19 protein-coding genes and 2 pseudogenes are annotated in these 23,749 nt (G+C 64.0%); 10 read left to right on the plus strand and 11 right to left on the minus strand.

Annotation, left to right across the window (positions count from 1 at the left end; translation table 11 throughout):
* Positions 1–19: 19 nt before the first annotated feature.
* Positions 20–1,150 (minus strand): phosphotransferase, encoded by a 1,131-nt coding sequence (locus tag EPN51_RS13480; protein WP_293043319.1) that lies wholly within the window; start codon positions 1,148–1,150, stop codon positions 20–22.
* Positions 1,151–1,325: 175 nt separating this feature from the next.
* Between EPN51_RS13480 and EPN51_RS13485 the strand changes: the two genes are divergently transcribed.
* Both EPN51_RS13485 and EPN51_RS13490 read left to right on the plus strand, forming a co-directional pair.
* A complete protein-coding gene (locus tag EPN51_RS13485; RefSeq protein WP_293043322.1) occupies positions 1,326–2,399 on the plus strand; it encodes a hypothetical protein in 1,074 nt (357 codons plus the stop codon).
* A 64-nt stretch (positions 2,400–2,463) separates the two neighbouring features.
* Positions 2,464–3,228, plus strand: coding sequence for a hypothetical protein (locus EPN51_RS13490; RefSeq protein ID WP_293043325.1), 765 nt, complete (start codon positions 2,464–2,466; stop codon positions 3,226–3,228).
* 60 nt (positions 3,229–3,288) lie between these two features.
* Here EPN51_RS13490 and EPN51_RS13495 read toward each other — a convergent pair whose 3' ends face one another.
* Positions 3,289–3,441, minus strand: coding sequence for a hypothetical protein (locus EPN51_RS13495; RefSeq protein ID WP_293043328.1), 153 nt, complete (start codon positions 3,439–3,441; stop codon positions 3,289–3,291).
* A 254-nt stretch (positions 3,442–3,695) separates the two neighbouring features.
* Between EPN51_RS13495 and EPN51_RS13500 the strand changes: the two genes are divergently transcribed.
* From EPN51_RS13500 to EPN51_RS13510, 3 genes are read left to right on the plus strand one after another with little or no spacing between them, the layout of a single operon-like run.
* Positions 3,696–4,913, plus strand: coding sequence for an enoyl-CoA hydratase-related protein (locus tag EPN51_RS13500; protein WP_293043331.1), 1,218 nt, complete (start codon positions 3,696–3,698; stop codon positions 4,911–4,913).
* 3 nt (positions 4,914–4,916) lie between these two features.
* Positions 4,917–6,074: an acyl-CoA dehydrogenase family protein gene (locus EPN51_RS13505; protein ID WP_293043334.1), complete on the plus strand. Its 1,158-nt coding sequence runs from the start codon at positions 4,917–4,919 to the stop codon at positions 6,072–6,074.
* A 14-nt stretch (positions 6,075–6,088) separates the two neighbouring features.
* Positions 6,089–7,408, plus strand: a complete 1,320-nt coding sequence (locus EPN51_RS13510; RefSeq protein ID WP_293043337.1) for an NAD(P)/FAD-dependent oxidoreductase — start codon at positions 6,089–6,091, stop codon at positions 7,406–7,408.
* Positions 7,409–7,524: 116 nt separating this feature from the next.
* On the opposite strand, the gene EPN51_RS13515 is transcribed toward EPN51_RS13510, so the two are convergent.
* The 4 genes from EPN51_RS13515 to EPN51_RS13530 form a co-directional block, all read right to left on the minus strand.
* The gene (locus EPN51_RS13515) at positions 7,525–8,160 is read right to left on the minus strand and encodes a TetR/AcrR family transcriptional regulator (protein ID WP_293043340.1); all 636 of its coding nucleotides are present in this window, start codon (positions 8,158–8,160) and stop codon (positions 7,525–7,527) included.
* A gap of 297 nt (positions 8,161–8,457) precedes the next feature.
* Positions 8,458–9,606: an acyl-CoA dehydrogenase family protein gene (locus EPN51_RS13520; RefSeq protein WP_293043343.1), complete on the minus strand. Its 1,149-nt coding sequence runs from the start codon at positions 9,604–9,606 to the stop codon at positions 8,458–8,460.
* Positions 9,607–9,609: 3 nt separating this feature from the next.
* On the minus strand, positions 9,610–10,761 hold the full coding sequence (locus EPN51_RS13525) for an acetyl-CoA C-acetyltransferase (protein ID WP_293043346.1): 1,152 nt from the start codon (positions 10,759–10,761) through the stop codon (positions 9,610–9,612).
* Positions 10,762–10,820: 59 nt separating this feature from the next.
* Positions 10,821–11,513 carry a TetR/AcrR family transcriptional regulator gene (locus EPN51_RS13530; RefSeq protein ID WP_293043349.1) on the minus strand — a complete coding sequence of 231 codons (693 nt, stop codon included), beginning with the start codon at positions 11,511–11,513 and terminating at the stop codon, positions 10,821–10,823.
* A gap of 589 nt (positions 11,514–12,102) precedes the next feature.
* Between EPN51_RS13530 and EPN51_RS13535 the strand changes: the two genes are divergently transcribed.
* A complete protein-coding gene (locus EPN51_RS13535) occupies positions 12,103–13,428 on the plus strand; it encodes an MFS transporter (RefSeq protein ID WP_293043352.1) in 1,326 nt (441 codons plus the stop codon).
* Here EPN51_RS13535 and EPN51_RS13540 read toward each other — a convergent pair.
* Complete coding sequence (locus EPN51_RS13540; protein WP_293043355.1) at positions 13,408–13,821, minus strand: YkvA family protein; 414 nt, start codon at positions 13,819–13,821, stop codon at positions 13,408–13,410. The genes EPN51_RS13535 and EPN51_RS13540 overlap by 21 nt on opposite strands.
* Positions 13,822–14,640: 819 nt before the next feature.
* Between EPN51_RS13540 and EPN51_RS13545 the strand changes: the two genes are divergently transcribed.
* Positions 14,641–15,879 carry an acyl-CoA desaturase gene (locus EPN51_RS13545; RefSeq protein ID WP_293043357.1) on the plus strand — a complete coding sequence of 413 codons (1,239 nt, stop codon included), beginning with the start codon at positions 14,641–14,643 and terminating at the stop codon, positions 15,877–15,879.
* A gap of 125 nt (positions 15,880–16,004) precedes the next feature.
* Here the strand turns inward: EPN51_RS13545 and EPN51_RS13550 are convergent, their stop codons facing one another.
* The 3 genes and pseudogenes from EPN51_RS13550 to EPN51_RS13560 form a co-directional block, all read right to left on the minus strand.
* Positions 16,005–16,208 (minus strand): cold-shock protein, encoded by a 204-nt coding sequence (locus EPN51_RS13550; protein ID WP_293043360.1) that lies wholly within the window; start codon positions 16,206–16,208, stop codon positions 16,005–16,007.
* Between the two features lie 710 nt (positions 16,209–16,918).
* Positions 16,919–17,062 (minus strand): annotated as a pseudogene (locus tag EPN51_RS13555) (hypothetical protein); the annotation flags it as partial.
* 208 nt (positions 17,063–17,270) lie between these two features.
* A complete protein-coding gene (locus EPN51_RS13560) occupies positions 17,271–18,074 on the minus strand; it encodes a transglutaminase family protein (RefSeq protein ID WP_293043363.1) in 804 nt (267 codons plus the stop codon).
* 156 nt (positions 18,075–18,230) lie between these two features.
* On the opposite strand from EPN51_RS13560, the pseudogene EPN51_RS13565 reads away from it, so the two are divergent.
* A pseudogene (locus EPN51_RS13565) lies at positions 18,231–18,975 on the plus strand (ANTAR domain-containing protein).
* 25 nt (positions 18,976–19,000) lie between these two features.
* Here EPN51_RS13565 and EPN51_RS13570 read toward each other — a convergent pair.
* Positions 19,001–19,792, minus strand: coding sequence for a GAP family protein (locus tag EPN51_RS13570; protein WP_293043365.1), 792 nt, complete (start codon positions 19,790–19,792; stop codon positions 19,001–19,003).
* 1,130 nt (positions 19,793–20,922) lie between these two features.
* Here EPN51_RS13570 and EPN51_RS13575 point away from each other — a divergent pair.
* Positions 20,923–21,141 carry an MbtH family protein gene (locus EPN51_RS13575; protein ID WP_293043368.1) on the plus strand — a complete coding sequence of 73 codons (219 nt, stop codon included), beginning with the start codon at positions 20,923–20,925 and terminating at the stop codon, positions 21,139–21,141.
* A gap of 19 nt (positions 21,142–21,160) precedes the next feature.
* On the plus strand, positions 21,161–23,749 hold a 2,589-nt coding region (locus tag EPN51_RS13580), incomplete at its 3' end, for an amino acid adenylation domain-containing protein (RefSeq protein ID WP_293043371.1).

Raw genomic sequence — 23,749 nt, forward strand, 5'->3', positions numbered from 1 at the left:
AAGCATTGCCTCTCTTCGTCTAGGTCAGGCCAGCAGCCGCTGGCGCGTCGAGGTCAAGCGCCATTGCGGCGTAACGGTGGATCTGGTCGACGATCAGCTGATCGCCGCGTTCGGTTGACGCCACGTGCCCGGCCATACCTACGAACAGCAGGACGCCATACATAGCGCCCTCGCGGTAGCTGTCCCAGCAGGTGTCGAAGCCGAAACCCTCGACCCCGCCACTGCATAGGTGCTCGTGGTACTCGGCGATCAGATCGCGTTCGGCGCCGCGTCGATCCTCGGTTGCCAAGGCGGAACCGAGATAGTAGGCCGGGTCCACCCCCGGGGGCCCGAGTCGAACTGTCTGGAAGTCGATCACCGCGATCCGCTGGTTGCCTGGATGTGTTGAAAACATGATGTTGTCGCTGCGGAAGTCGCCGTGCTGCACCACGGTGGGGGCTTTCCAACTGCGCACCCACTTTCCCGCGTGCGGGATGGTGCGTTCGAACAGCGCGACGTGGGCTGCGTCGAGGTGGTCGCCGAATCGGGTGAGAAACGGTTGCAATCCGGCGGGCAGCGCGTCGAACACGCCGATCGTTCGTGCCGGGTCGGCGATCCAGTCCAGGGTCGATACTGCACTCGAATTCCACAGCGGTGCTTGGAATCTCGCCAGCTCCCTGAGTACGCTCGAGCACTCGTCAACAGTGCTCGGCAGCAGTACGTCGCCGGCTCTCAGCTCGCTGCTCAAGTCCTCCAGGACCAACGTGAACTTCGTGGCATCATCCGAGAGTTCCGCGAGATAACACCGCGGCAGCCCCATGTCGGGCACAAGCGGTGCGATGTCCTGATAGAAGCGGGTTTCCAGTTCGTACATGCTCATCGCATGGGCGACACCCAGGCTGCCCGCATCGTCTGTTGGGCACTTCACCAACAGCGAATCCGGTGACGACGTCGGTTCTGCGTAGCTCAGCGTTGCGTGGACCATGCGGGCCATAAGGCCACCCGACACCGGCGCAAGGGCGACCTTTTGCAGATCGGCCCCGGCGGGAATTCCCGCGCCGGCCAATACCCGCCTGAACCAATCCACGGTGAGCTCTTCGATATCTGCGACCGGCGGGACGACCGCGTCGGCGAACGTTGTTCGGTCACGTCGGGCCGGCCCAGTCGTCATCGACGGCCTTGTCTGGCGATAGGCATCACCCGCGGTCGCCGGGTCCGCAGATTGGCAGAGGCCGAGGATTGAAACGAACACGTCATTCGAACATAATGTACGACTAGAAATATGCTGTCAATCACGCTGTGCACTTGATGGGAATGGGGCGTGGACCTCAACGAGGAGGAAGAACGTGGGCTGGACCGACGCAATCGACGTCTCTGACGAGCAATTTCATCCTCGAAGCGACGACCCCTATTGGAGCGAGAACAGCCTGCTCGGCTTCAATGTGCCCGAGCGGAACCTGTCCGGCTTCATCTACTTCTACTGGCGACCGAACATGAACCTGGTGGTTGCCGGCCCGGCCATGTGGGACCACTCCGGCGAGGACGTCTACAACTGTTTGTACTACGGCTGGGACCAGCACCTGGCGATTCCCGACGGGGCCGAGATGTTCAACTTCGAACTCTCAAACTCGTTGAGCTGCAGCATGATCGAGCCGCAGCAAGAATATCGCTTCCGCTATGACCGCCACGGCGTCAAGTTCGACCTCACGTGGACGGCCATGGCTGAGCCGCATTACATGAAGCTGGCCACGAGTGGCGACGAGGACCCGGGCATCAAGAACTGGGTGAAGAAAGACGGGGACTTCTCTGTTGGCCACTACGAGCAATCCGGTTGGTTCACCGGAGATCTCGACATCGACGGTGAGCGGGTCGAGATCGACTGTGGGGCATTGCGCGATCGCGGCTGGGGACCCCGTCATGCCGACGTCGCCGACCCGTTGCGTGCCGGCTGGCCGTACGTCTTCGCGAGTCCCGACAGCGCGTGGCATCTTTATGATCCGCAGACCGCGTTGACGTTCGACGAAGACCCGATCGACGGCACCACCGAGACGGTGACGACGGGCTTCTACGTTCGCGACGGAATCAAGGCCCGGGTCGTAGGGGGTACTCGTCGTGCGGAACGCGGTCGAGACGGCCGGGTCCTGACCCAGGTTATCGACGCCGTGGATGAGCTCGGTCGGGAGCTGCACGCCGAGGGTCAGAGCCTCAATTGGCTCAAGTGGCCCATCAACAGCGACATTCTCAACTGGTGGTCGCTGGTGCGCTGGGAGTATGACGGCCAGACCGTCTACGGCAACGATCAGGACTTCATGTCCTTCCGGCACTATCGCCGCTATTGGCGACGACTGCTTGCCGAGGACCCAGCGTTGCTGAATTGCTTTCCAGCATCCGTCGATTTCCCGCCGCACGGCGGACCATGAGCACCGCGCGAATGCCGGAGTCACCGACCGCCGCGGTCCGATTTGACACGCCCGGGAGTTAGGGATGAAAGCGCGAAATCAACTGATCTGCTTGGCGAGTGGATACGGGTTCTTCGTGCTCTACCTTTTGGGACTGGTTGTAGTGGCCGGCTTCATTCCGCCGCCGGCGCCAGGCTGGGGCGACGACGGCGTCGCTGCCTACTTTCACACCCGGCATCTGCGCATCTTGGCGGGCATGTCGATCTGCGCGTTCGCATCCGCCCTTTATGTGCCGTGGGGCGTGGCGATCTCTGGCCAGATGCTGCGCGTAGAAAAGGGCCGCTTCCCGGCTCTGACTGTCGTGCAGGCTATTTCGGCAGGAATTGGAGCGGTGTTCTTTGCCATCTCTCCGTTCCTATGGCTGACCATCGCCTACCGCGCCGGCCATTCCGGCGATGTCATGGTGGCGCTCAACGACTTCGCGTGGATCTCGTGGATCGTGAGCTGGCCGTTCTTCTTCATACAAGCGGGGGCGTTCGCATTGAGCGTGTTGATTTACCCGACCGTTGTCATCCCCCGGTGGGCCGGGTATTTGAGCCTCTGGTTCGTGTTCAGCATGTTCCCCGCGAGCGCGATCGTATTCTTTTACCATGGCCCGCTGGCGTGGAACGGTGTCTTCGCGCTGTATCTACCGCTCGTGTTGTTTGCCCTGTGGTACAACGTGACCGCGTTCTGGTTGCTCAGGGCAATCCGACACGAAGCTCAGGCAACGGAAGCTGATGATCGTGAGACGTTCGAATCTCCGCCGGATAGGTCCGCCTCAATTCAGCGCGCGGGTTCTTGCCCGTGATCTGTCGAGCAGGCGGTGTTGCCCGGTGCGAAGCCTGGCCGCTCCGATGTGGACTTATCGCTACTTGCCGTTCGGCTCGTCGTACCCGTCGGGTGGGCGACGAGCCAGGCCCCACACGGCGAGCTGGGTCATGCTGTCGAGGAAGCTCTCCTGATCGTTGGTGGCACCCGGGGGTAGTAGCCATCGGTTGAACGCGATCGATCCGAAAACCATCGCGGCGATCTGTCCGCCGTGGCGCTAACCGCGCCGGTCAAGGAAGCCGCCACCGCCTAGTACCCGGTGAGCCGCCGAATGGGGAACGATCGCGTCCCGCCCGGCTCCATCGATTTTAACGTGCGCTAGAAATTCATGTTAGACTCTGGCACACGAGCTGTTGAGCTGCATAAATAGCTAACCGAGAATATTTAAAAACCCGAACTTCGTCGCTCGCTAGAGAGGAACGGGAGTGATTCGCATCCTCCTCCGCCATGGCAACTGACGCACCCTCGTCCTTTGACTCGCACGTCGCCGCGGTGAAAACCCTCTACCGCGCGCTGGCCGCCGGCGACCGCGAAACGCTCGGAACGCTGCTGCATCCCGATTTCATCGGGCACGCCACCGACGGCCTGCCGCTCGGCGTGGGGGGCGAGCACGTCGGCCCCGAGGCGATGCGCCGGGAGGTCTGGTGGCAGCTCGGGCGGCACTACGACGTGACCGCCCATCCCGGGGCATTTCACGCCCTCGACGACGGCCGCTTGCTGGTCGTCGGCCACTACCGGGGCGAAGCCCGACGATCGGGCAAGCGCCTCGACGCCGCTTTTCACCATGTCATCGGCTTTGCCGACGACGGCCGTATGACGTCGCTCGATCAGCTGACCGACAGCGCCGCCTGGGACGACGCGCTCGATGAGCCGGCCAGGTTGGAAACCATCGACTACCGCGTCACCGATGGCGTGGCGACCGTCTGCCTCAACCGGCCCGAGGCCCGCAACGCGATCGACCCCCGGATGGCGGTCGAATCCCTTGCGGTGGCTCGCAGGATCGCGGACGACCCGTCTGTCCGCGCCGTCCTCATTTGCGGCGACGGTCCGTCGTTGTCCGTTGGCGGCGACATCAACACGTTCCGGTCGGACCCGTCGATGCCCTACGGCGAATTACTGCATCGGATGACCACGTCGTTCCACGAGGCCTTTCGCGTGCTGAGCCGGATCGATGCGCCGATCGTCACCGCCGCCCACGGAGCCATCGCCGGCGGCGGTCTCGCCTTCGTCTATGCGGCCGACCTGGTGCTGGCGGCCGAGGGCACCAGGTTTGTCACGGCGTTTGCCGCGCTTGGGCTTTCGGGCGACGGGGGCGGCACCTGGCACCTGCCGCGCCTGATCGGCGCGCGTCGCGCCGCCCAGGCCTACCTGCGGAACACGCCCATCGAGGCCGCCGAGGCCCTCGAGTGGGGGATGATCAACGAGGTCGTTCCCGCCGACGAGCTGCGCTCTCGGGCGCTGGGGCTGGCCACCCAACTGGCGCAGGGTCCGACCCGCGCGTTCGTCCGGATGCGGGCACTATTGCGGGACTCCTGGCAACACGACCTGGCGACGCAGCTGCAGTCGGAGATCGAATCGCTGAAGGCGACCGCCGACACGGCCGATGCGGCGGAAGCCTTGTCGGCCTTCAGATCCAAGCGCACACCCCGCTTTACCGGAAGGTAGGACATGGGACTGGTCAACGATTCGCCCGAGCACAAGGCAATTCGGGAAAGCGTCGCAGGCATCGCCAAGCGCTACGGAGTGGAGTACTTCCTGGAACGGGCGCGCGAAGGCAGGGACATCGACGAGTTGTGGAGCGACCTCGGCGCCGCCGGGCTGCTCGGCCTGCATCTGCCCGAGGACCACGGCGGCGGCGGGGGAGGGATGGCCGAGGCCGTCGTCGTTGTGGAAGAGCTTGCTGCACATGGGATGCCACTGCTGATATGGGTCATATCGCCGGCCATCTGCGGCAGCATCCTGGCGCATCACGCATCCGAAGACATGAAACATCGCTGGCTGCCGACCATCGCGGCCGGAACCAAGAAGATGGCGTTCGGCCTGACCGAACCCGACGCCGGGTCCAACAGCCACAACGTCAAGACCACGGCGCGGCGCACCGACACCGGCTGGAGAATCTCGGGGTCTAAGTACTACATCTCGGCGGTCGACCAGTCCGACGCGATCCTGCTGGTGGCCCGCGATGCGGATCATTCGACGGCCGACCGCAGCCGGTTGTCGTTATTCGCGGTGCCGACCGACGCACCGGGGCTGACCTTTGCGCCCATTGCCACGTCGATCGTGTCGCCGGACAAGCAGTTCACCGTGTACCTCGATGACGTCGAGGTCGGCGAGGATGCGCTGATCGGGGCGGCCGGCAACGGCCTTCGGCAGGTATTTGACGGCCTGAACCCCGAGCGAATCCTGGTCGGGGCGTTGTCCAGCGGGATCGGCCGCTATGCCATCGGCAAGGCCGCGAACTACGCGCGGCAGCGCAGCGTCTGGTCGACCCCGATCGGCGCCCATCAGGGCATTGCCCATCCGTTGGCCGAATGCCACATCGCGGTTGAACTGGGACGCATGGCAACCGCACGCAGCGCCGAGCTGTTCGATGCCGGCGCACCGGCCGGTGAGGCCGCCAACATCGCGAAATACGCTGCCTCCGAAGCCGCGTTGAAAGCCCTCGACCAAGCGATTCAGACCCATGGGGGCAACGGCCTGTCGCACGAATACGGCCTGTCCGAGCTGTGGTTCGTCACCCGGCTGATGCGCACCGCGCCGGTCAGCCGCGAGATGGTGCTCAATTTCGTCGCCCAAACATCCTTGGGCCTGCCCCGGTCCTACTGAGAAGAGAGATGTGGATGAGCTCAACAGAATTCGATGCAATCGTGATCGGCGCCGGGGCCGGCGGTTTGTTCACCGCCGCCCGGCTGGCCCACCACGGTTATCGCACGCTCGTCGTGGAGCGGCTGGACAAGGTCGGTGGACGCGCCTCCACCGACGACATCGACGGGTTCAAGGTCAACACCGGCGCCATCGTCATCGAGGTAGGCGGAATCACCCAGCAGACCTGCGAGCAGGTTGGCGCTCCGTTCGACATTCGCGAACCCAAACCGGCGCTGCTCTACCGGATCGGCGGCAAGAACGTCGACGTGACAGGTGGCGGGTGGGGCTTTCTGCTGAGCAAGCTCACCCGCCAGGGCGCCAAACTGGTCGCCGGCATCGGTGCGGCCCGCAACGATTCCGGCCTGCCCGAAGACGAGATCAGCACCGCCGAGTGGGTTTCTCGCTACACCAAGAACGAACGGGTGCATGGCATCTTTCGCAATATGTGCGCCTCGATCTTTGCGGTCGGCTCCGAGGACCTGCCGGCGCGGGTGTTCCTCACCTATTTCACCCGCAAGAGCGCGTTCAAGCGGTTCGGGTTTCACCCGCAGGGCACCATCGGGCTGTGGCGTGGCCTGGCCGACGCCGTCGAGTCGCATGGGGGCCGGGTGTGGCTCTCCACGGCGGCCACCCAGATTCTCACCGACGGGCTGCGCGTGACCGGAGTCGATGTGATCCGTGCCGGCGAAAAGGTAAGCATCACAGCGCCGATCGTGGTCAGCGATGTCGGGCCCGCCGCGACCGTCAAGCTGCTCGGCGAGGATAACGTTCCCGTCGAGTATCAGGACCTGGTCAAAAAGGGCGACCGTCCGACCGCGATGATCTCGGTGAACTTCGCGAGCCGCGACCGGCTTGTCGAGGTTCCCGGCATGCTCAGCTTCGCCACCACGCGGCGACTGGCCTACATCGCGAATTTCACCGACACCTGTCCGGAGATGGCGCCGCCGGGATGGCACCTCTACGTCGGGACGTCCGTGCCCGAGCCGTCCATCGGTGACTTCGACGAGGCAGCCGAGACCGAGCTCCTGCTGCAGGATCTGCGCGACAACATCGACGGGTTCGACGAGCGGGCAAGGGTATTGAACATCGCGGTCACCCGCGACGACTGGCCACCGCAACGGGCGGTGGCGGGATTCGATCTGCCGCACGACACCCCGCTCGCCGGGCTGTGGAACGTCGGAGACGCGGTCAAGGAATACGCCAACGGGGGCACCACGGCATGCGCGGAGACGGCCGCACTGGTGGTCGACAAAATCGTCGCGGCGTACCCGCCGGCGGTCAGCCCGGCGTCGTAACCGCGACGACGATTGGTGCGCGCCCGGTGAAGATCGGCCGTGCTCGGGTGCCCGCAACCATAAAATTTATCGTGCATTAAATATGCAGGGAAGTGGCTGCCCGGCCCTTGGCCCCGTCAGGCGTCCGCCGCCTCCGCAAGTCCGTGCCGAACGAATGATTGGGCATTGGCGACCACGGCTTCCATCGAGCCCCGGCGGGGGTCCCACCACTCGACCGCCCAATTCAATGCGCCCAAGACGAGCATCTGCGCCATGTACAAATCGAGGTCGGCGCGCAGTTGGCCCGATCGCGCCATGTCGTTGATCAGCCGGCGCCACACCTCGCCATAGCGTTGTTCCTCGAGGACCTGGCGATTTCGGATCCCCGGCGGCACCTGACCGGCATTGCGGATCGCGGCCGTTGTGTAGTCCGATATCTCGAGTTCATGTCGCAGGTGCGCCTCGACCGCGGCGAGCAGGCGATCGAGCGCGGAGAGGTCCGTCGGTAGGCCCTCGAGCACGCCGATGACGTGTCGGCGCATGTCCGCGATCCCGGCCCACATCACCTCTTCGATGAGGTCGTCCCGCGACGGATAGTAGTAATAGATTGCCGGAGCCTGCAGCTCGGCGTGCGCCGCGACGTCGTTCAGGCGTAGCCCGGCATAGCCCTTGACGCTCAACACGTGGGCGGCCGCGTCCAGGATCCGCCGCCTTGTCTGCGCGGATTTAGACTCGGCGGTTTCGTCGACCCCCGGACCAGTCACAGCAGCCACGTCAGTCCGCCTCGTCATTGGGCGATCTTAGCCAGTCGTCTGCAAACGCGTCGTCGCTGATGGCATGCTTTTATCCGTTATTCGATCTGTCCCGCGTGCGCCGACGGCAAACCTGCGCCGCGCTCCGCGATGACCGCCGTGGCGGGGCATTGGTTCACCTCGGCTACGGCGGGTCCGGTTCCCGGTTGGGTCATTCTCGCTTGTTCTCGTGGTGCTTCTCGTGATGCGCGCGTGGGCTCGGTGATGCGGCCTCGCGCGTCCTCGTGGGGCGCGGCGGCGAAGTAGGCAATCCGCGGATCAGCCCGCAATCTCGCGGCCAATGATTTCTTTCATGACTTCGGTGGTGCCGCCGTAGATCGTCTGGGCACGGGTGTCGAGATAGGCACGCGCTACCGGATATTCGACCATATAGCCGTAGCCTCCATGTAGCTGGAGGCAGCGATCGATGAGCTTGCGTTGCAGCTCGCTGACGTACCACTTACCCTTTGCGGCGTCGACGGGGGAGAGCTCGCCGGCGTTGAATGCCTCGACGGATCTGTCCACGTAAGCCTCGGTGATGTCGAGTTCGGTGGCCATCTCGGCGAGTTCGAAACGGATGTGTTGTAGCGCCGTCAGGGGCTTCCCGAATGCATTGCGTTGTCGGCAGTATTCGACCGTGTCGGCGAAAATCGCGCGGGTGGTCGCGATGGCCTGGGCGGTGACCCCTAGCCGTTCGCGGGGAAGATGGCTCATCAGATATTGCAGTCCGCTGCCTTCTTCTCCCAAGAGGTTTTCGAGGGGGACCGACGCGTCATCGAAGAATAACTCGGCGGTGTCTTGGGCGGGCAGTCCGATCTTGTCGAGCTGGCGCCCGCGCCGGAAGCCGGGTGTGTCGCGTTCCACCACGAACAGGCTGAATCCCCGTGAGCCGCCTTCAGGGTCGGTGAGGGCGGCGACGACAACGAGGTCGGCCATGATGCCGCTGGAAATGAATGTCTTCTGTCCGTTGAGAATCCAGCGATCACCGTCGCGGCGGGCCGTGGTGCGGATCCCCCTGAGGTCGCTGCCCGCACCCGGTTCGGTCATCGCGAGTGCACCGATCAGCTCGCCGGACGCGAAGCCCGGCAGCCAGCGCTGCTTCTGTTCCTCCGAGGTGAGATCGAGCAGATAATGCAGCACCAGATCGTCCTGCAGGCTGATGGTAAGGCCAAACGACAAGGCGTTGACCTTGGAGACCTCCTCGCAGACCACCATCCGATAACGGTAGTCGTGTTCACCGGCACCGCCGTAGCGCTCGTCGACCTCCAGCGCATAAATGCCCGCCTTGGCGGCGTTCACGAACACATTTCGGTCAATTCGGTGCTCGCGGTCCCAATCATGCTGGTGCGGAACGACTTCCCGGTTCAGGAATTCCCGGACCGTCCCTCTATATGCCTCGTGGTCGGGGCCGTACAGTGTCCGACGCACCCGTCACAGCCTCTCGATGATCGTGACATTGGCCTGCCCGCCGCCTTCACACATCGTCTGCAGCCCGTAGCGGCCACCGGTGCGCTCCAATTCGTAAAGCAGAGAAGTCATCAGGCGGGCGCCGGTGCAGCCGATGGGGTGTCCCAGAGCGATCGCACCGCCGTTGACGTTGACCCGCTCCGGGTCGGCGTCGAGCTCGGCGAGCCAGGCAAGCACCACGGGCGCAAATGCCTCATTGATTTCGACCAGGTCGATGTCGTCGATGGACAGTCCGGTGCGTTTGAGCGCGTGCCGGGTAGCCGGGATCGGTGCGGTCAGCATCATCACCGGATCGGAACCGCGGACCGACATGTGGTGAATCCGCGCCCGCGGTGTCAGCCGGAATCGATCGACCGCGTCCTGTGACGCGATGAGCAGGGCCGCGGCACCGTCGGAGATCTGGCTGGCCACGGCGGCGGTCAGGGTCCCATCCTCGACCAGGGTCGGCAACTTCGCCATCTTCTCCAGGGAGGTGTCCGGGCGCGGCCCCTCATCCACCGCGACGTCCCCGTAAGGGAGGATTTCGCGGGTGAAACGACCATCGGCGATGGCGGCCAGTGCGCGCTGGTGGCTAGTCAACGCGAATCGCTCGTTGTCCTCACGGGTGAGCTTCCACCGGCTGGCGATCATCTCCGCTCCGCGGAACTGCGAGATTTCCTGGTTGCCGTAACGAGCTTCCCATCCGCGGCATCCAGTCCACGGATCGCTGGAGCCAAACGGCTCGCCCGCGGCGAAGGCGCTCAAGATCGGGTATTGGCTCATCTTCTGGACACCGCCGGCGACGATCAGGTCGGAAGTGCCGCTCATCACGGCCTGCGCTGCGAAATGCACTGCCTGTTGCGCAGATCCGCATTGGCGATCCACCGTCACGCCCGGCACCGACTCGGGCAGGCCCGCTGCCAGAGCCGCGGTCCGTGCGATATCTCCGGCCTGGGAACCGATGTTGTCCAGGCAGCCCAGGATTACGTCATCCACTGCCTCGGGATCCAGGTCATGCCGACCGACAACGGTGCGAATGACACTGGCGGCCATATCCGCCGGGTGCTCGTTGGCGAACCCACCGCCGCGTCGTCCGACCGCCGTGCGAACCGCATCAACAATGTAAGCTTCAGTCACTCCCTTAATTTAACATTGAATCAAAAAACTGGGGTACTCGCCCCGGGGTGGCACTTCTCTCAACGCCTACTGGCCGCGGTTCGCGTCTTCCTCGCGGTGCGGACAGGGGATTCCTTCGGCGGGCACAGTCCGTGGCGGATCAACGATTGGGCATTGACAACGATGCTGTCGACGGAGTCGCGGCGGGGGTCACGCCATTCGGCCGCCCAGTTCAGCGCTCCCAGGACCAGCAACTGCGCGTAACGAGGGTCCAGGTCGTTCCGGATCTGACCCTCCGCCAGTGCGTTGTCGAACAACCGGCGCCACGCGCGCCCGTAGCTCGTCTCCTCCTTGAGCTGCCGGGAACGCAGTCGCTCCGGGATCTGGCCGGAATTGCGGATCGAGGCGGTGGCGTAATCGGAGATTTCCAGCTCGTGGCGCAAATGGGCCTCGACGGCGGTCATGATCCGATCCAGCGGCGAGGTCTCCGGCGGCAGATCGTTGAGGGCATCCTGCACGTGTTTACGCAGTTCGGCGACCCCGCAGTACATCACCTCTTCGATGAGTTCTTCGCGGGAGCCGAAGTAGTAGTAGATCGCCGGCGCCTGGATCTCGGCATGTTCGGCGACATCCGAGAGTCTTGTCCCTGCAAACCCTTTCGAGCTCAAGACATGCGCCGCCGCATCGAGGATGCGGGCACGAGTGCGGGCAGATTTCGACTCGGCGTCGGCGGTCGTTTCGCGATTCGACGCCGCGGCAGATTTTTTACGCACCGGGATATCGTAGACGGAAATTTGAACTCGGAATCAACCGCGTTACCAGCATCGGGAAAGTGGTGTTATCCCCGCTGCTTTGTTTATCGGTGGCCTATCAGGTCGCCTATTGAAGGACCGGTCCGGAGCGATGCTCCCGGACAAGCGTCGCTCCTATCGCCAGTTCAGCGTGCGGTTGAGGGGGGCGGGCCACCAGTCGTGATACCCAACTCTGTGAGACCCCGTAATTGCGGGCGACCTGCGACTGACGGCGACCCCCGACGACAACAGCGGTGATGACCAGGCGAGCCTTCGACACCCGTTGAAACTGACCGACTCACCTATTCCTATGTCTTGAGACACCCCATTCGCATGTCCTGAAACACCACACTGTCAGCCCGACACAGGAAGTAGCAGGTGAAGAGCGGCTCAGCGCCATCTGGAGCCGCTTTTGCATTTCTGCCGCCCGGTGCGTCCAGCAACATGACGAATTCCAGGCCAGCGGTTCCGAGCGGGCGGTGCCGTGTCGTCGCGGGGCATACCCGAGACGGCCGTTGCTGCGGCACAATGCCGACATCGGCTAGCGGTCACGCTTAGAAGGAAAACGCGCATGTCTGATGAGCCACGCCCAGGGTCTGCCCCCGTCGACGATGCATCGCGTGACGGCGCGGGGGAGTCGGCGGCGATCAGCAACGGGGGCGTCCGGGACGGTTCCGCCGAGCGCTGGTTGACTCCCGGCGTTGGAGCCGTGGGAGCGGCAAGTTTCTTCTCCGATTCCGGGCATGAGATCACCACCTCGGTGCTGCCGGCGTTCATCACGGGGACGCTTGGTGCTTCGGCGAGTGCTCTTGGGGTCATCGACGGCATCAGTGACGCTCTCATCGGCGTCATGAAGTTGGCGGGTGCTCCGTTGGCCAATGACCGTACAAAGCGTGGCCGCACGGCGTCCGGGGGCTATCTGGGCACCGCGCTGGCCACGGGAGCCATCGGTGCGACGACAGCGGTGTGGCAGGCGGGGGTCTTCCGTGCTTTGGCGTGGCTTTCACGCGGGCTGCGCTCGCCTTCGCGTGACGCGCTGCTGGCGTCACTGAGCCCAATATCGGCCCACGGCAGGGCTTTTGGATTGGAGCGGGCGGGGGACAATCTCGGCGCGGTGGCAGGGCCATTGCTGGCCGCGGGCCTGGTGGCGTGGCTGGGTGTTCGACCGGCGTTGTTTCTGGCGGCGGTGCCGGGGTTGTTCGCGGCTCTCGCCATCATCATTGCGGCACGTGCGGCACGCCGGCGAGGCCGGACACAGCCCGAGCCGGCGGGTAGGCGCCTGCAACTTGCGGCGCTGCGCGACGCGGGGATGCTGCGTGCCCTCCTGCCGGTCGCGCTGTTCGAATTCGGCAACATCGCAGCGACGCTGCTCATTCTGCGGGCGACACAGCTATTTGCGTCGCCGGTCCGATCGCTGACCGCCGCCACGTCGCTGGCCATCTTGGTCTATGCGTGTCACAACGTGGCCGCGACGCTTGCCTCACTTCTGGCCGGACGCTGGTATGACCGCGCTGGGCCTCGCGCCGTATTCGCCACGGCGGCCGGTGTTTACATCATCGGATACGGGTTGTTTGCCGCCGGTGGGCATAGCGTGGCGTTGATCGTGGTGGCGTTTTGTGCGGCAGGTGTGGGCATCGGGCTGGCTGAGCCCGCCGAATCGGCGGTGGTGTCTCAGCTACTTCCGGATCGGCTGCGCGGCAGCGGTTTCGGAGTCCTTGGTGCGGTGCAGGCCGTCGGTGATGTGGTGGCCACCGTGGTGGCGGGTTTCCTGTACACGCTGGTGTCACCGGCGGCGGCCTTCGGATATGCCGCGGCGTGGATGCTCGCCGCAGTGTTCGCTGCTGGTCTGTTGCGGCCGCGCTCAGGCAGCGCCGCGTCAACCGTTCAGACCTGTTAGGCGGCAGAGCACAGTGAAGCCGTCGTCGCTGCCAGGCCAGTGCCGCCGCACCGCAACGATGCCGGCCCGGCGGACGACGCCGCGCAGGATGGCGGTCACAATGATGGCGTCGTCCGCGTAACCCACTACGGGGATGAAGTCGGGAATCAAATCGAAAGGTAACGCCAAGTACGCCAACAACGCCCAGAGCCGGACGCGCACCTGAGCGGGGAGCGATCTGTCCGCGGCCAGGCGGCGGGTGAGGCGAATCAAGTCTGGGAAGATTCGCACCGCCTCGCCCAATCGCCCACCCGGGGGGAGCGAGATGGCGACCGTCACTATCAGTGCCACCCATGTGAGGGCGGCGGCTGCGGCCAGACCGATCACGACATCCCACCAGAACGAGCCGGTCACACGACTACTTCTATCACCGCGGCCGGAGCGCCACGTCTTCGGCGGCCCGGTACCGCCGGGGCCAAACACGTAACAACACTCGGGGTCGAGTGGTCGCAGGCCAAACCCTTTCGGCCCGGCGAGGCACAACACGCTTTAGGTGGTCATCGCCGTCGGTCGCCGCGGCCGGACTCGGTGAGTTCGGGCGCGTCCTCACGGGTTGTCATTCCACCTTCCCGGCCATGATCCGCGGGCCTGAGGGGCACCCTGCGCTCGTCGTCATCGGTGTCTGAACACCCGGTCATCGCGACCCTTCGTCGACCGAAGGATTACCCACTGCGGTGCGATCGGAAGACCGCTACGACGCGATCTTGGGTGCCAGGTCGGTGCTGAGGGCGTCGAGCAGGGCGTGCAGCTGACCCAGCCCAAGCATCGACGTCGCGACCCGTCTGTCGCTTCCACGCACAGAGCGCGGATCCCGCGGGTCATGTAGCCTCGGAAATCGACCAACGCCTACAAGCCGATAAGGCAGGTACTCAACAGATAGTTCAGCCGTCCACCGGACCAGTAGGTTGCGGCCGTTGCCGCCTGACTCTGGCGATGAAGGCGACGACGGCAGCCGAGCCCGCTGCGATACCGTGCCGGCGACCTCAGACGCGGATATCAATCCCGCCTCCATTCGGCCTGTCTGGCCTCGCGCCGATCCTCGCCAGTTGTGCGTAACCAACCATTCAAAAAGATCGGACGTGACCCACATTGCTGCGGCTCGTGAACCCGCCCTGTCCGCGTGCCGTCACGCGAACGCCCTACGCCACTGCGCGCGAAGCGCGTTGAGCGTCGATGGCCATCACCGACGTACCTGAATACGCCCATCTGAGCGACGCCGACCTTGAGGCACTTGCGGCCGCATTGGAGACGATCCGCTGCGACGTCGAAAATTCGCGCGGCGCCAAGGACCGCGAGTACATCCGGCGCGCCATCGCCTTTCAGCGATGCCTCGAGGTCGCGGCGCGGCTGACCATCGTTCTCACCAAAAGCAAGCTCGGCTGGGCTGCCGGAACCGCGGCGCTGGCCGTGGCCAAGTGCGTCGAGAACATGGAACTCGGCCACAACATCAGCCACGGTCAGTGGGACTGGATGAACGATCCGGAGATTCATTCCAGCACCTGGGAATGGGACATGGTCGGTCCCTCGAAGCACTGGCAGTCCTCTCACAACCACCGGCACCATATGTTCACCAACATCGTCGGCGTCGACGACGACCTCGGATTCGGAGTCCTCCGGGTCACCCGGGATCAGGAGTGGCAGCCGAGCTCCTTGGTGCAGCCGTTGCGCGCGGTGCTGCTGGCGCTGGCCTTCGAATGGGGTATCGCGCTGCACGGCCTGTACGCCGCACGGGACCGCGAGACGACAGACGCCGGAAGATCTGCCCACAAAAGGGTGATGATCCGCAAGATGGCGCGCCAGGCCGGTAAGGATTATGTATTCTTTCCGGCGCTGAGCGGCCGCCGATGGCGCCGCGCACTTGCGGCGAATGTGGTGGCCAACGGGTTGCGCAACGTCTGGGCGTACGCGGTAATCGTCTGCGGCCACTTCGCGGATGGAGCGGAGAAGTTCAACCCGTCAGTTCTGGAGAGCGAGACGAAAGCTGGATGGTATCTCCGGCAGATGCTGGGTACCGCCAACTTCCAAGCCGGGCCGGTGTTGGCTTTCATGAGCGGAAACCTCTGCTATCAAATCGAACACCACCTCTTCCCTGATCTGCCGAGCAATCGCTACCCTGAGATCGCCGACCGGGTGCGCGCCTTGTGTGTCACCTACGACTTGCCTTACACCACGGGTCCGTTGCTTCGGCAATACCTGCTCAGCATCCGTACGATCTGTAAACTGGCGCTGCCCAACCGGTTCCTGTTCGCCACCGTCGACGACGCACCAGAGACAGCGTCCGAGAACAGGTTTCGGAGCGCCGCAGCGCAATCGCACGTGGCGGTTGCAGGCGACAATGTGCGGCGAAGGGGATTGGCGACGGCGATAGTCGCCCGAGGTAACCGACACCAGCCTAAGGGCCGGTCTGCGTAGCGTTCTGACCGTGCTACCGGAAACCGGCAAGGGGTTGAGGCGCGTATCTCGAAAGATGCGCGAGCCCCCGGGGCGAACGGGCCGGGAGGATATCGTTCAGCCCCAGGGGGTTTCGTGCTTCATGGCTAGATGGTGGTCACTCCCACCGCCTGGGGGCCTTTAGGTCCCTGGGTGATCTCGAACTGGACTCGCTGGTTTTCCTCGAGGGTGCGAAAACCGCTTTCTTGGATTTCAGAATGGTGCACGAACACATCTTTTTCGCCGCCGTCAGGGGCGATAAATCCGAAGCCCTTTTCGCTGTTGAACCATTTCACAGTTCCCTGTGTCATACTAACTTCTCTTTCTTTTCAAAGTGGATGTAATTTTGCTACATCCGGGTCAACCGTAACACGATCTCGCAAAAGTCAATGGGGTGAATTGCCGCTGGCCAGCTGGACCGGTGGGTATTGTTCGACTGCTTTGTGTTCAGATATTTCATCGATCCCGATCGGTTGCGCGCGCCGATCGAGCGTGATCCGGGTGGGTATCGAGCAAGATTGTCGCTTCAGCGCTTCTTGTTAACTCGAAACGCTTCCGGCTGCGAGATCTCGGTCGACTCGCTGCGCCTCGCGGCGCGTTTCTTTCCCAGGGATTTACCCGGTTTATTACCCATGGTTTGCCCGGGGAGATTTATCAGACATCGCGGACCTTGATTTTTGGGGGCCTGGCTGGTCCCGATCGAACGAGTGTACACCTCTCGGGATGGCAAGGTCCGCCGCGACCAAAACGGGCGCCAACGCCGAGCGATCCGAAAAATTCGAAAGTGAGACGATCCAGCTGCCACCACAAATTCGTCAACCCGACGATAAAAGTGAAGCCGAATCCTACGGTGAGAATGGTGTCGAGACTGATGCCGCGTAGTTCGGAAAGACCCGGAAGATGATCAAACGCCAACAAACGCCAACGGCCGCGATGCGCGGGCGAAGCTGCTCATGGTTCCGCATCGAACCGGGACAGCGCCCGCGGTAATGGTGTTACGGCGGGCCGCCGGCCTACCCGTCTACCCCATCGAGTCGTCCGGTCTGGCGACCACACGCCAATTTGGCCTGTGCCGTCGCCCGTCCGGCGAGGTTGTAGATGACCCGACCCACCGGCCAAGCCGAATTGGTAGCACCGCCAGCGGATCTCGCAGCTCTGCCGTGCGATCCGCACCGTGCGGCCACCACGTTCCATCGACATACCCGCTGCGGGGCGACTTTGGTTCCGAGGCGCCTCACTACCGCGGTCCTGTCCGAACGCGAGCGTGAATCGCCACGCCCGCATTTGCTCCCCGTCGCTGTGGGGTAATCACACGGCGGCACAGAGGATTTCGGTGGCGAAGATGATGTTCAGTTCCGGTCGCGCAGCTGGCCTCAGCGGATCGAAACCAGTTGGTCGATCGAATCGCGCGGTAATTCGCCATCCACCAGGGCGCTCACCACTAGCCGGTCCAGCGTGATGGCGCCTTTGTGGTTATCGAGGAATGCCGTGTCGGAGGCATCGCGACCGGTGGCGATACGCACCAGTGTCTGTCGCGGGGCCAGCAGGGTCGCATCGACGACCCGCCATTGTCCCTCGACGAAAGCCTCGGCCACCGCGTGGAAGTCCATCGGATGCACGCCGGGTGCGTAGACGGACACCAAGCGGGCCGGCACACTGACCGCTCGCAGGAGCGCCACCACCAGATGCGCGTAGTCGCGGCACACACCTTCGCCGGCGAGCAACGTGTCCACCGCCCCGTCGATCGGATCACTCGAGCCGGGTACATAGTTGAGTCTCGTGCCCACCCAGGAACTGACGTGCTCCAGCAGCGCCGTCGAATCGCGGTCATTGCCGAATTCGGTGGCGGCGAAACCGTAGAACTTATCGGCCTCGGCGTAACGGCTAGGCCGCAGGTACATCGACTGGTCGTATTCGGTCACCGGAGCCGGATCAGTGTGGCCCACGATCGTCGCTGCGTAGTCGACGCGCAGCGTGCCCGCCGCCGCGTCGAACTTGTGGATGCGGTTGCCGTGCAGTCCGCTGACCTCCAAGGGCTGGATTCGCCGTCCGTTCAAGACGAAGCGCAGCGACTCGAAGACCTCAGCATGCGGGTGCGGCGCAACGGCGATCTGGAACTCCAGCGTCGTGGCCGCGGTGATGTCGACTTCGATCTCGGCGCTCACTTCTCGTCTCATAGCGTGATAGTGCGCCGGTCGGGACCGGGTTGGCCAGCCGTGCAGACGGCGCGAGACAAACAGCCGCGGCGGGCAGAATCGTGTCGTACGTGGTGCACTCCGACGCGATCATTGCTGGTTGGGCACTTGTATTAATGGTGGGTAGTGGCTTAGGCGGTGCGCAATCAACGGCGGTTCGATGCAATAGCCCGAGAAATGGTCCAGGGGGTCTCGGGAGTATGTTGCTTGCTTCTCGACGGCGATCTGCGGATCCGGGCGGCAAGTAATGCCTACGAACACGTCACGCTGCGGGAACACCGCGAGCTGCTCGGGCAATATCTCTCGACGCATTCCCGGACAATCCCAAGGACCCGCAATCCGACGGGACGTCGAAGCTTGCGTCGTCCCTGGAGGCCGCGATGCGCGGCGGCCGCACCCACAAGATGCGGATGCAACGCTATGACATTCGCGACCCCGCCGTTCGGAACGAATTGCTGCCCAAGGTGTGGCGGCCCACCAACTCCCCGCTGCTCGACCACGGCGAGTTGGTGGGGGTGGTGCATTGCGTGAAGGAAGTTTCCGAAAGCGGGCAGCTTTTGGCGGAGGTGGTGCGCGACGTCGGTCAAGGTGACTCCTGGGATCCGGTCGAACTGCTGCATGTATTCGAGGCCGTCAGCGCCGGGGAAACCACCTGCCACCTCCAACGCCAGCAGGCGCTGGTCGCCGAAACGAGCAACTGATACGAGCCATCTTGACCCGAGACACCATCGGCCAGGCCAAGGGGATCCTGATGGAGAGATTCAATATCGATGCCGATCGCGCTTTCGGGATGCTGACCAGACTCTCGCAGGAGACGAATACCCGGACGGAGCAGATCGCGCGCGTCTTGGTCCAGTCGGACCGCCCTCCGCGTTCGAACTGAGCTGACGGCCCAGACCGCTCACCGCTCAGACGATGTGCAGGCCCTGAACCAGCTGTGACACTCCCACCACCGTGAAGAGCGTCACCAGGATCTGCCGGTGGTAGGCCCGCACCCAATCGTGCAACACCCGGAGCAGGGATTGGGTCTTTGCCGGCGTGGCCACATAGCCGACGAGGATGACCTCGACGACGGCGTACATCAGCACGATGAACGCGATGGCGGCGCTGAACTGCGCGGTGATCGATGCGCCCGAGGCCACGATGATCGCGACGATGAAGAGGACGCCGTCGACCGGTACCGAGATGAGGCCGATCACCCATGCGACCCAGGACGATCCGGTGTCCCACGCGTTGTGGATGCGGCCGAGCAGGCGCCGGAAAGCGGAGCCGTCATCCCTCGAAACGTCTTGCACTCGGGTCAACAGCCGCGGAATTGCGATGGGTGCACCCGAAGCCGACGACAGTGCCGCCGATCGGTCGTCCGGTGCGGATTGCGCCGCCCGCCGGCGCGTCACGAAGCGCACCGTCATCAGTACCGCGATCGATAGCCCGATCACCCCGAGGCCGATTTGAACCTTCCCGAGGGTCGAGGTCGTGGATGGAGAAGCCGACCCATGCGCCATGTGTCGGAACATCGGCGTCAAGTTCAGCAGCATCAGGGGGACCAACAGCTCGGGCACACATACCGTCAACCCACCGAGCCAGAAGGCAAGCAGGCTCGGTCCAGGCCGTGGGCGCGAAATCATAAGGAGGGCAAGCCCGAGACGAACCGGATTGAGCGCGGCCAGAATCCCTAAGCCCAGCACCGACCCCCACATGGGCGCAGTTCTACCCGCGAGCGCCGGGGCCTAAACACGCCCAGGCTCGCGTCACGGCTCGGGGACGCCTGCGAAACTTTGTCCGGCAAACGCAGCTGTGAGTCAGTTGTGTGAGTCCAATTCCAGGATCGTTCAACGGATTCGGGCGCAGCCGCGGGCAGCCCGGGGGAAGCGCCAATTCCACCGCCGGGCAGCTGGTGGGCATGGCGCCCGCCTGCGGTCGAAGGCCATCACCACCCACCGGCGGCCGTGAGATCGATCACAAGGGGTCTGCTCAAAGGCTGCCCGTCCGAGGTGGCCAAGGCCCGGCGGCAAATCGAAGCCAGGACGTAGCCAACGGCGGGGCGCGCTCGGTCACACTCGGACCTGGAAGCGGCCGTCGCCGAAGCCTCGCTGTAGCAAACCGGCGCCCGACAGCTACGGCGAAGCATGGTCCGGCCACGCCGATCGCCATGGTGTCGGACGGGCTTAGCAAGCGTCCGTACGTTTTTACACGGTTGTGCGAGGGCATCGGGGACGCCGCGCCGGCGGGTTATATTCGAAAGTAGCGCATCGCGAATCTACAGTTAAGAGCTTTATTTACAACGCACTTGCGGCAAGGTAATCGGTTACATCGCGGTCTATCGTTCCTCACGCCGCTCCCGCCGTCAGGCTAAGGGCAAATATTTTACGATTACGTAAGCAATGCCCATATCGCGGTGTCGGCAAATAGCCGTCCTCTTCGTGGCGGTACGCGGATGTATTCGCTGTAACCCAGCCCGTTACGGCGAAGTCGACGTCGTCGACACTCAAAGCTCTTTTGCTGAATAACGAGACACAAGTACAACAAGGGCCCTAATTATTGTCTTACGTAGGAACGTGATTCAGACGTTTCGAGGCTAGTGGTGTGGGTACACGGCGAGCGTGAATGGCAGCATTGACGGTCGTAGCGTCAGTCCGATAAGGGGGTCTGCCACGGCCGTCATGGCGCAGTTACCACTGCGTCCAATCTCACGGGCGCTGTTTTCGACCGCGTGCGCTAGTCGGCGCCGCGGCCGAGCTTGACGCTCAATCCGTAAGCGCTGCAGGGCCGCTCATGCGGCGCGCGGCGCAATATGCAGTTTCCGTTTCTGTGTTAGGGGGTCCGTCCGGTGCAGCTCAATCCGTTCGATGACGACGGTGGCAGTTTTTTCGTCCTGGTCAATAACGAAGAACAACACAGTCTTTGGCCAACGTTTGCTGTCATCCCTGCCGGTTGGAGAGTAGTTTTTGGGGAAGCCGACCGCGCAACCTGCCTGCACTACATCGAAGAAGCCTGGCCCGATATCCGGGCGAAAAATTTACGCGACACGCTGAGCGCCGGTTTGTGATCTGTCGACCGATGTCGGTATGAAGGGGTTTTCAGGCGCAAGGCGTGGGGGGCGTGGGGTGAAAGTCGGGGACCGGGCATTTCCGGTGACGCGAGGCCAGCTGGACATCTGGCTAGCACAGCAAACCGGCCATTTCGAAGTGGCGTGGCAGCTGGGCGTACTGATCCATATCGAGGGTGCGATCGAACCCGGCGTGCTGCATCAGGCTATGCGACACGTGGTCAACGAGGCCGAAAGCCTGCGGGCCTGCTTCTTCGAGGCCGATGGCCAGGTCTTCCAGAAGGCCGTCGAATACGACGATGTCGAACTGGTCTTCTATGACCTGACCGATGCGCGAGATCCGGAGCGGGAAGTCCGAGAGACCGCATCATCGATCCAGCGAACGCCGATGCCGCTCACCGGCCCGATGATCAAATTCGCGTTGTTCCGCACGGGTCCCGACGAGTATTACTGGTTTACGACCTGTCACCACATCGCCATCGACGGGATGGGCCTCGGGCTGTTGGGCCGACGGATCGCCGCCGTCTACTCCGCGCTCGCTTCCGGCAAACCGGTTCCTCCCGCCTTCTTCGGCTCGTTGCACGACCTCGTCAGCAGCGAATTGGAATACGAGGCTTCCGCTAAATTCCTTGAGGATCAAGAGTATTGGGCCGAGCACCGGCCCGCGGACGACGGGACGGATTATCCTGCGGTGGCGGTCGACGACGGGCGAGACCCGTATTCGCCGTCTCCGCCGGTGCAATTGGATCAGTCCGTGGTCCGCAGGGTCAAAGAGTTGTCCAAGGTGTTGGGCATCCGTCGGTCATCGGTACTGACGGCGGCCTGCGCGCTTCTGGTGCGTGGGTGGTGCGCTGACAACTCGGACGAAGTCGTGCTCGACTTTCCGGTCAGCCGGCGAGTGGACCCGGGGTCGAAGACGCATCCCGGCATGCTCGCCGGCGTTGTGCCGCTGGTATTGAACGCGTCGCCAGACGCGACGTTCGCCGACTTTTGCCGGCACGTTGACAAGCGGTCCCGGGAAGCGTTGCGGCATCAGCGATTCCCGACGCGCATGCTCGCCGGCGAAGGCGACTACAACGGCCCGAGACAGGCGCCCAACCGGGTGGTCGTGAACTTCGTCCCGGCCCGCCTCACTCTCAGCCTCGACGGCGTTCCGGCAACCGCGAAATACACCAGCTTCGGCCCGGTAGGTCACTTCGGGCTGTTCTTCCTCGGCTTCGGCGACCAGCAGTTCCTCAGCACGGTCGGTACCGGACAACCGTTTTCCAACTTCGACGTCGTGGACCTGGCGGAGCGGCTGCAGCGGGTGCTGGCGACCGTGGCGGCCGATCCGAGCCGGCTGTTGTCCTCCTTGGATGTGCTCCGTGCCACGGAGCGCACCCGCGTGGAAGACCTTGGTAACAAGGCGGCTTTGAGCCGTCCGGCGAGCGCGTCGGTGTCGGTTCCGGAGTTGTTCGCCACTCAGGTGGCGCTGACACCCGAGGCGTTGGCGCTCGCGTGCGAGGGCCGGTCGGTGACCTACCGGGAACTCGACGCGGCGTCGAACCGGTTGGCGCACTTGTTGACCCGCCTGGGCGCGGGTCCGGGGCAGAATGTGGCACTGCTGTTTTCACGCTCGCCCGAAGCCGTGGCGTCGATCCTGGCAGTACTCAAAACCGGGGCGGCCTATCTTCCGATCGATCCCTCAACGCCCGAGGCCCGGATCGGGTTCATGCTGGGCGACGCCAAACCCGTTGCCGCGCTGAGCACCCTCGATCTGGCCGACCGGTTGGACGGTCACGACGTGCCGGTGGTCGATATCAACGATTCCCGCATCGATGACCAGCCCGCCGCGGCGTTGCCGGCGCCACATCCGGACCATATCGCCTACCTGATCTACACCTCGGGTACCACCGGTGTCCCCAAGGGTGTTGCGGTCACTCATCGCAACGTGACCCAGCTGCTGGGATCGCTGGATGCGGGCCTGCCGCGGGTGGGGGTGTGGTCGCAGTGCCACTCGTATGCCTTCGACGTCTCGGTGTGGGAGATCTTCGGGGCGCTGCTGCGCGGCGGGCGGCTGGTGGTCGTCCCCGAAGACGTGACACGTTCACCCGAAGAGTTCCACGACGTGCTGGCCGCCGAGGAAGTCAGCGTGTTGACCCAGACCCCGTCGGCGGTGGCGATGCTCTCGCCGGAGGGCCTGAAGTCGGTGTCGCTGGTGGTGGTGGGTGAGGCCTGCCCACCCGAGGTCGTCGATCAGTGGGCGCCGGGGCGGGTGATGGTCAACGCCTACGGCCCGACCGAGACGACCATGTGTGTCGCGATCAGCGCGCCGCTGACGAAGGGATCCGGGACGCCGCCGATCGGTAGCCCGGTGTCGGGTGCGGCGTTGTTCGTGCTCGACGGCTGGCTGCGAGCGGTGCCGCCCGGCGTCGTCGGCGAGTTGTATGTTGCCGGGTCCGGGGTGACCGCAGGATATGTGGGCCGGTCGGGGTTGACCGCGTCACGGTTCGTGGCGTGCCCGTTCGGGGCGCCCGGATCGCGCATGTATCGCACCGGCGACCTGGTGTGCTGGGGTACCGACGGGCAACTCGCCTACCTGGGCCGCGCCGACGAGCAGGTCAAGATC

Origin of the sequence: Mycobacterium sp. (assembly GCF_004298145.1) — a bacterium.
GTDB lineage: Bacteria > Actinomycetota > Actinomycetes > Mycobacteriales > Mycobacteriaceae > Mycobacterium.

Coding starts and splice junctions, on each gene's coding strand:
- EPN51_RS13490 (WP_293043325.1), top strand. CDS start 2,464: ATGAAAGCGCGAAATCAACTGATCTGCTTGGCGAGTGGATACGGGTTC.
- EPN51_RS13510 (WP_293043337.1), top strand. CDS start 6,089: ATGAGCTCAACAGAATTCGATGCAATCGTGATCGGCGCCGGGGCCGGC.
- EPN51_RS13535 (WP_293043352.1), top strand. CDS start 12,103: ATGTCTGATGAGCCACGCCCAGGGTCTGCCCCCGTCGACGATGCATCG.
- EPN51_RS13545 (WP_293043357.1), top strand. CDS start 14,641: ATGGCCATCACCGACGTACCTGAATACGCCCATCTGAGCGACGCCGAC.
- EPN51_RS13550 (WP_293043360.1), bottom strand. CDS start 16,208: ATGACACAGGGAACTGTGAAATGGTTCAACAGCGAAAAGGGCTTCGGA.
- EPN51_RS13560 (WP_293043363.1), bottom strand. CDS start 18,074: ATGAGACGAGAAGTGAGCGCCGAGATCGAAGTCGACATCACCGCGGCC.
- EPN51_RS13495 (WP_293043328.1), bottom strand. CDS start 3,441: ATGGTTTTCGGATCGATCGCGTTCAACCGATGGCTACTACCCCCGGGT.
- EPN51_RS13570 (WP_293043365.1), bottom strand. CDS start 19,792: ATGTGGGGGTCGGTGCTGGGCTTAGGGATTCTGGCCGCGCTCAATCCG.
- EPN51_RS13500 (WP_293043331.1), top strand. CDS start 3,696: ATGGCAACTGACGCACCCTCGTCCTTTGACTCGCACGTCGCCGCGGTG.
- EPN51_RS13480 (WP_293043319.1), bottom strand. CDS start 1,150: ATGACGACTGGGCCGGCCCGACGTGACCGAACAACGTTCGCCGACGCG.
- EPN51_RS13505 (WP_293043334.1), top strand. CDS start 4,917: ATGGGACTGGTCAACGATTCGCCCGAGCACAAGGCAATTCGGGAAAGC.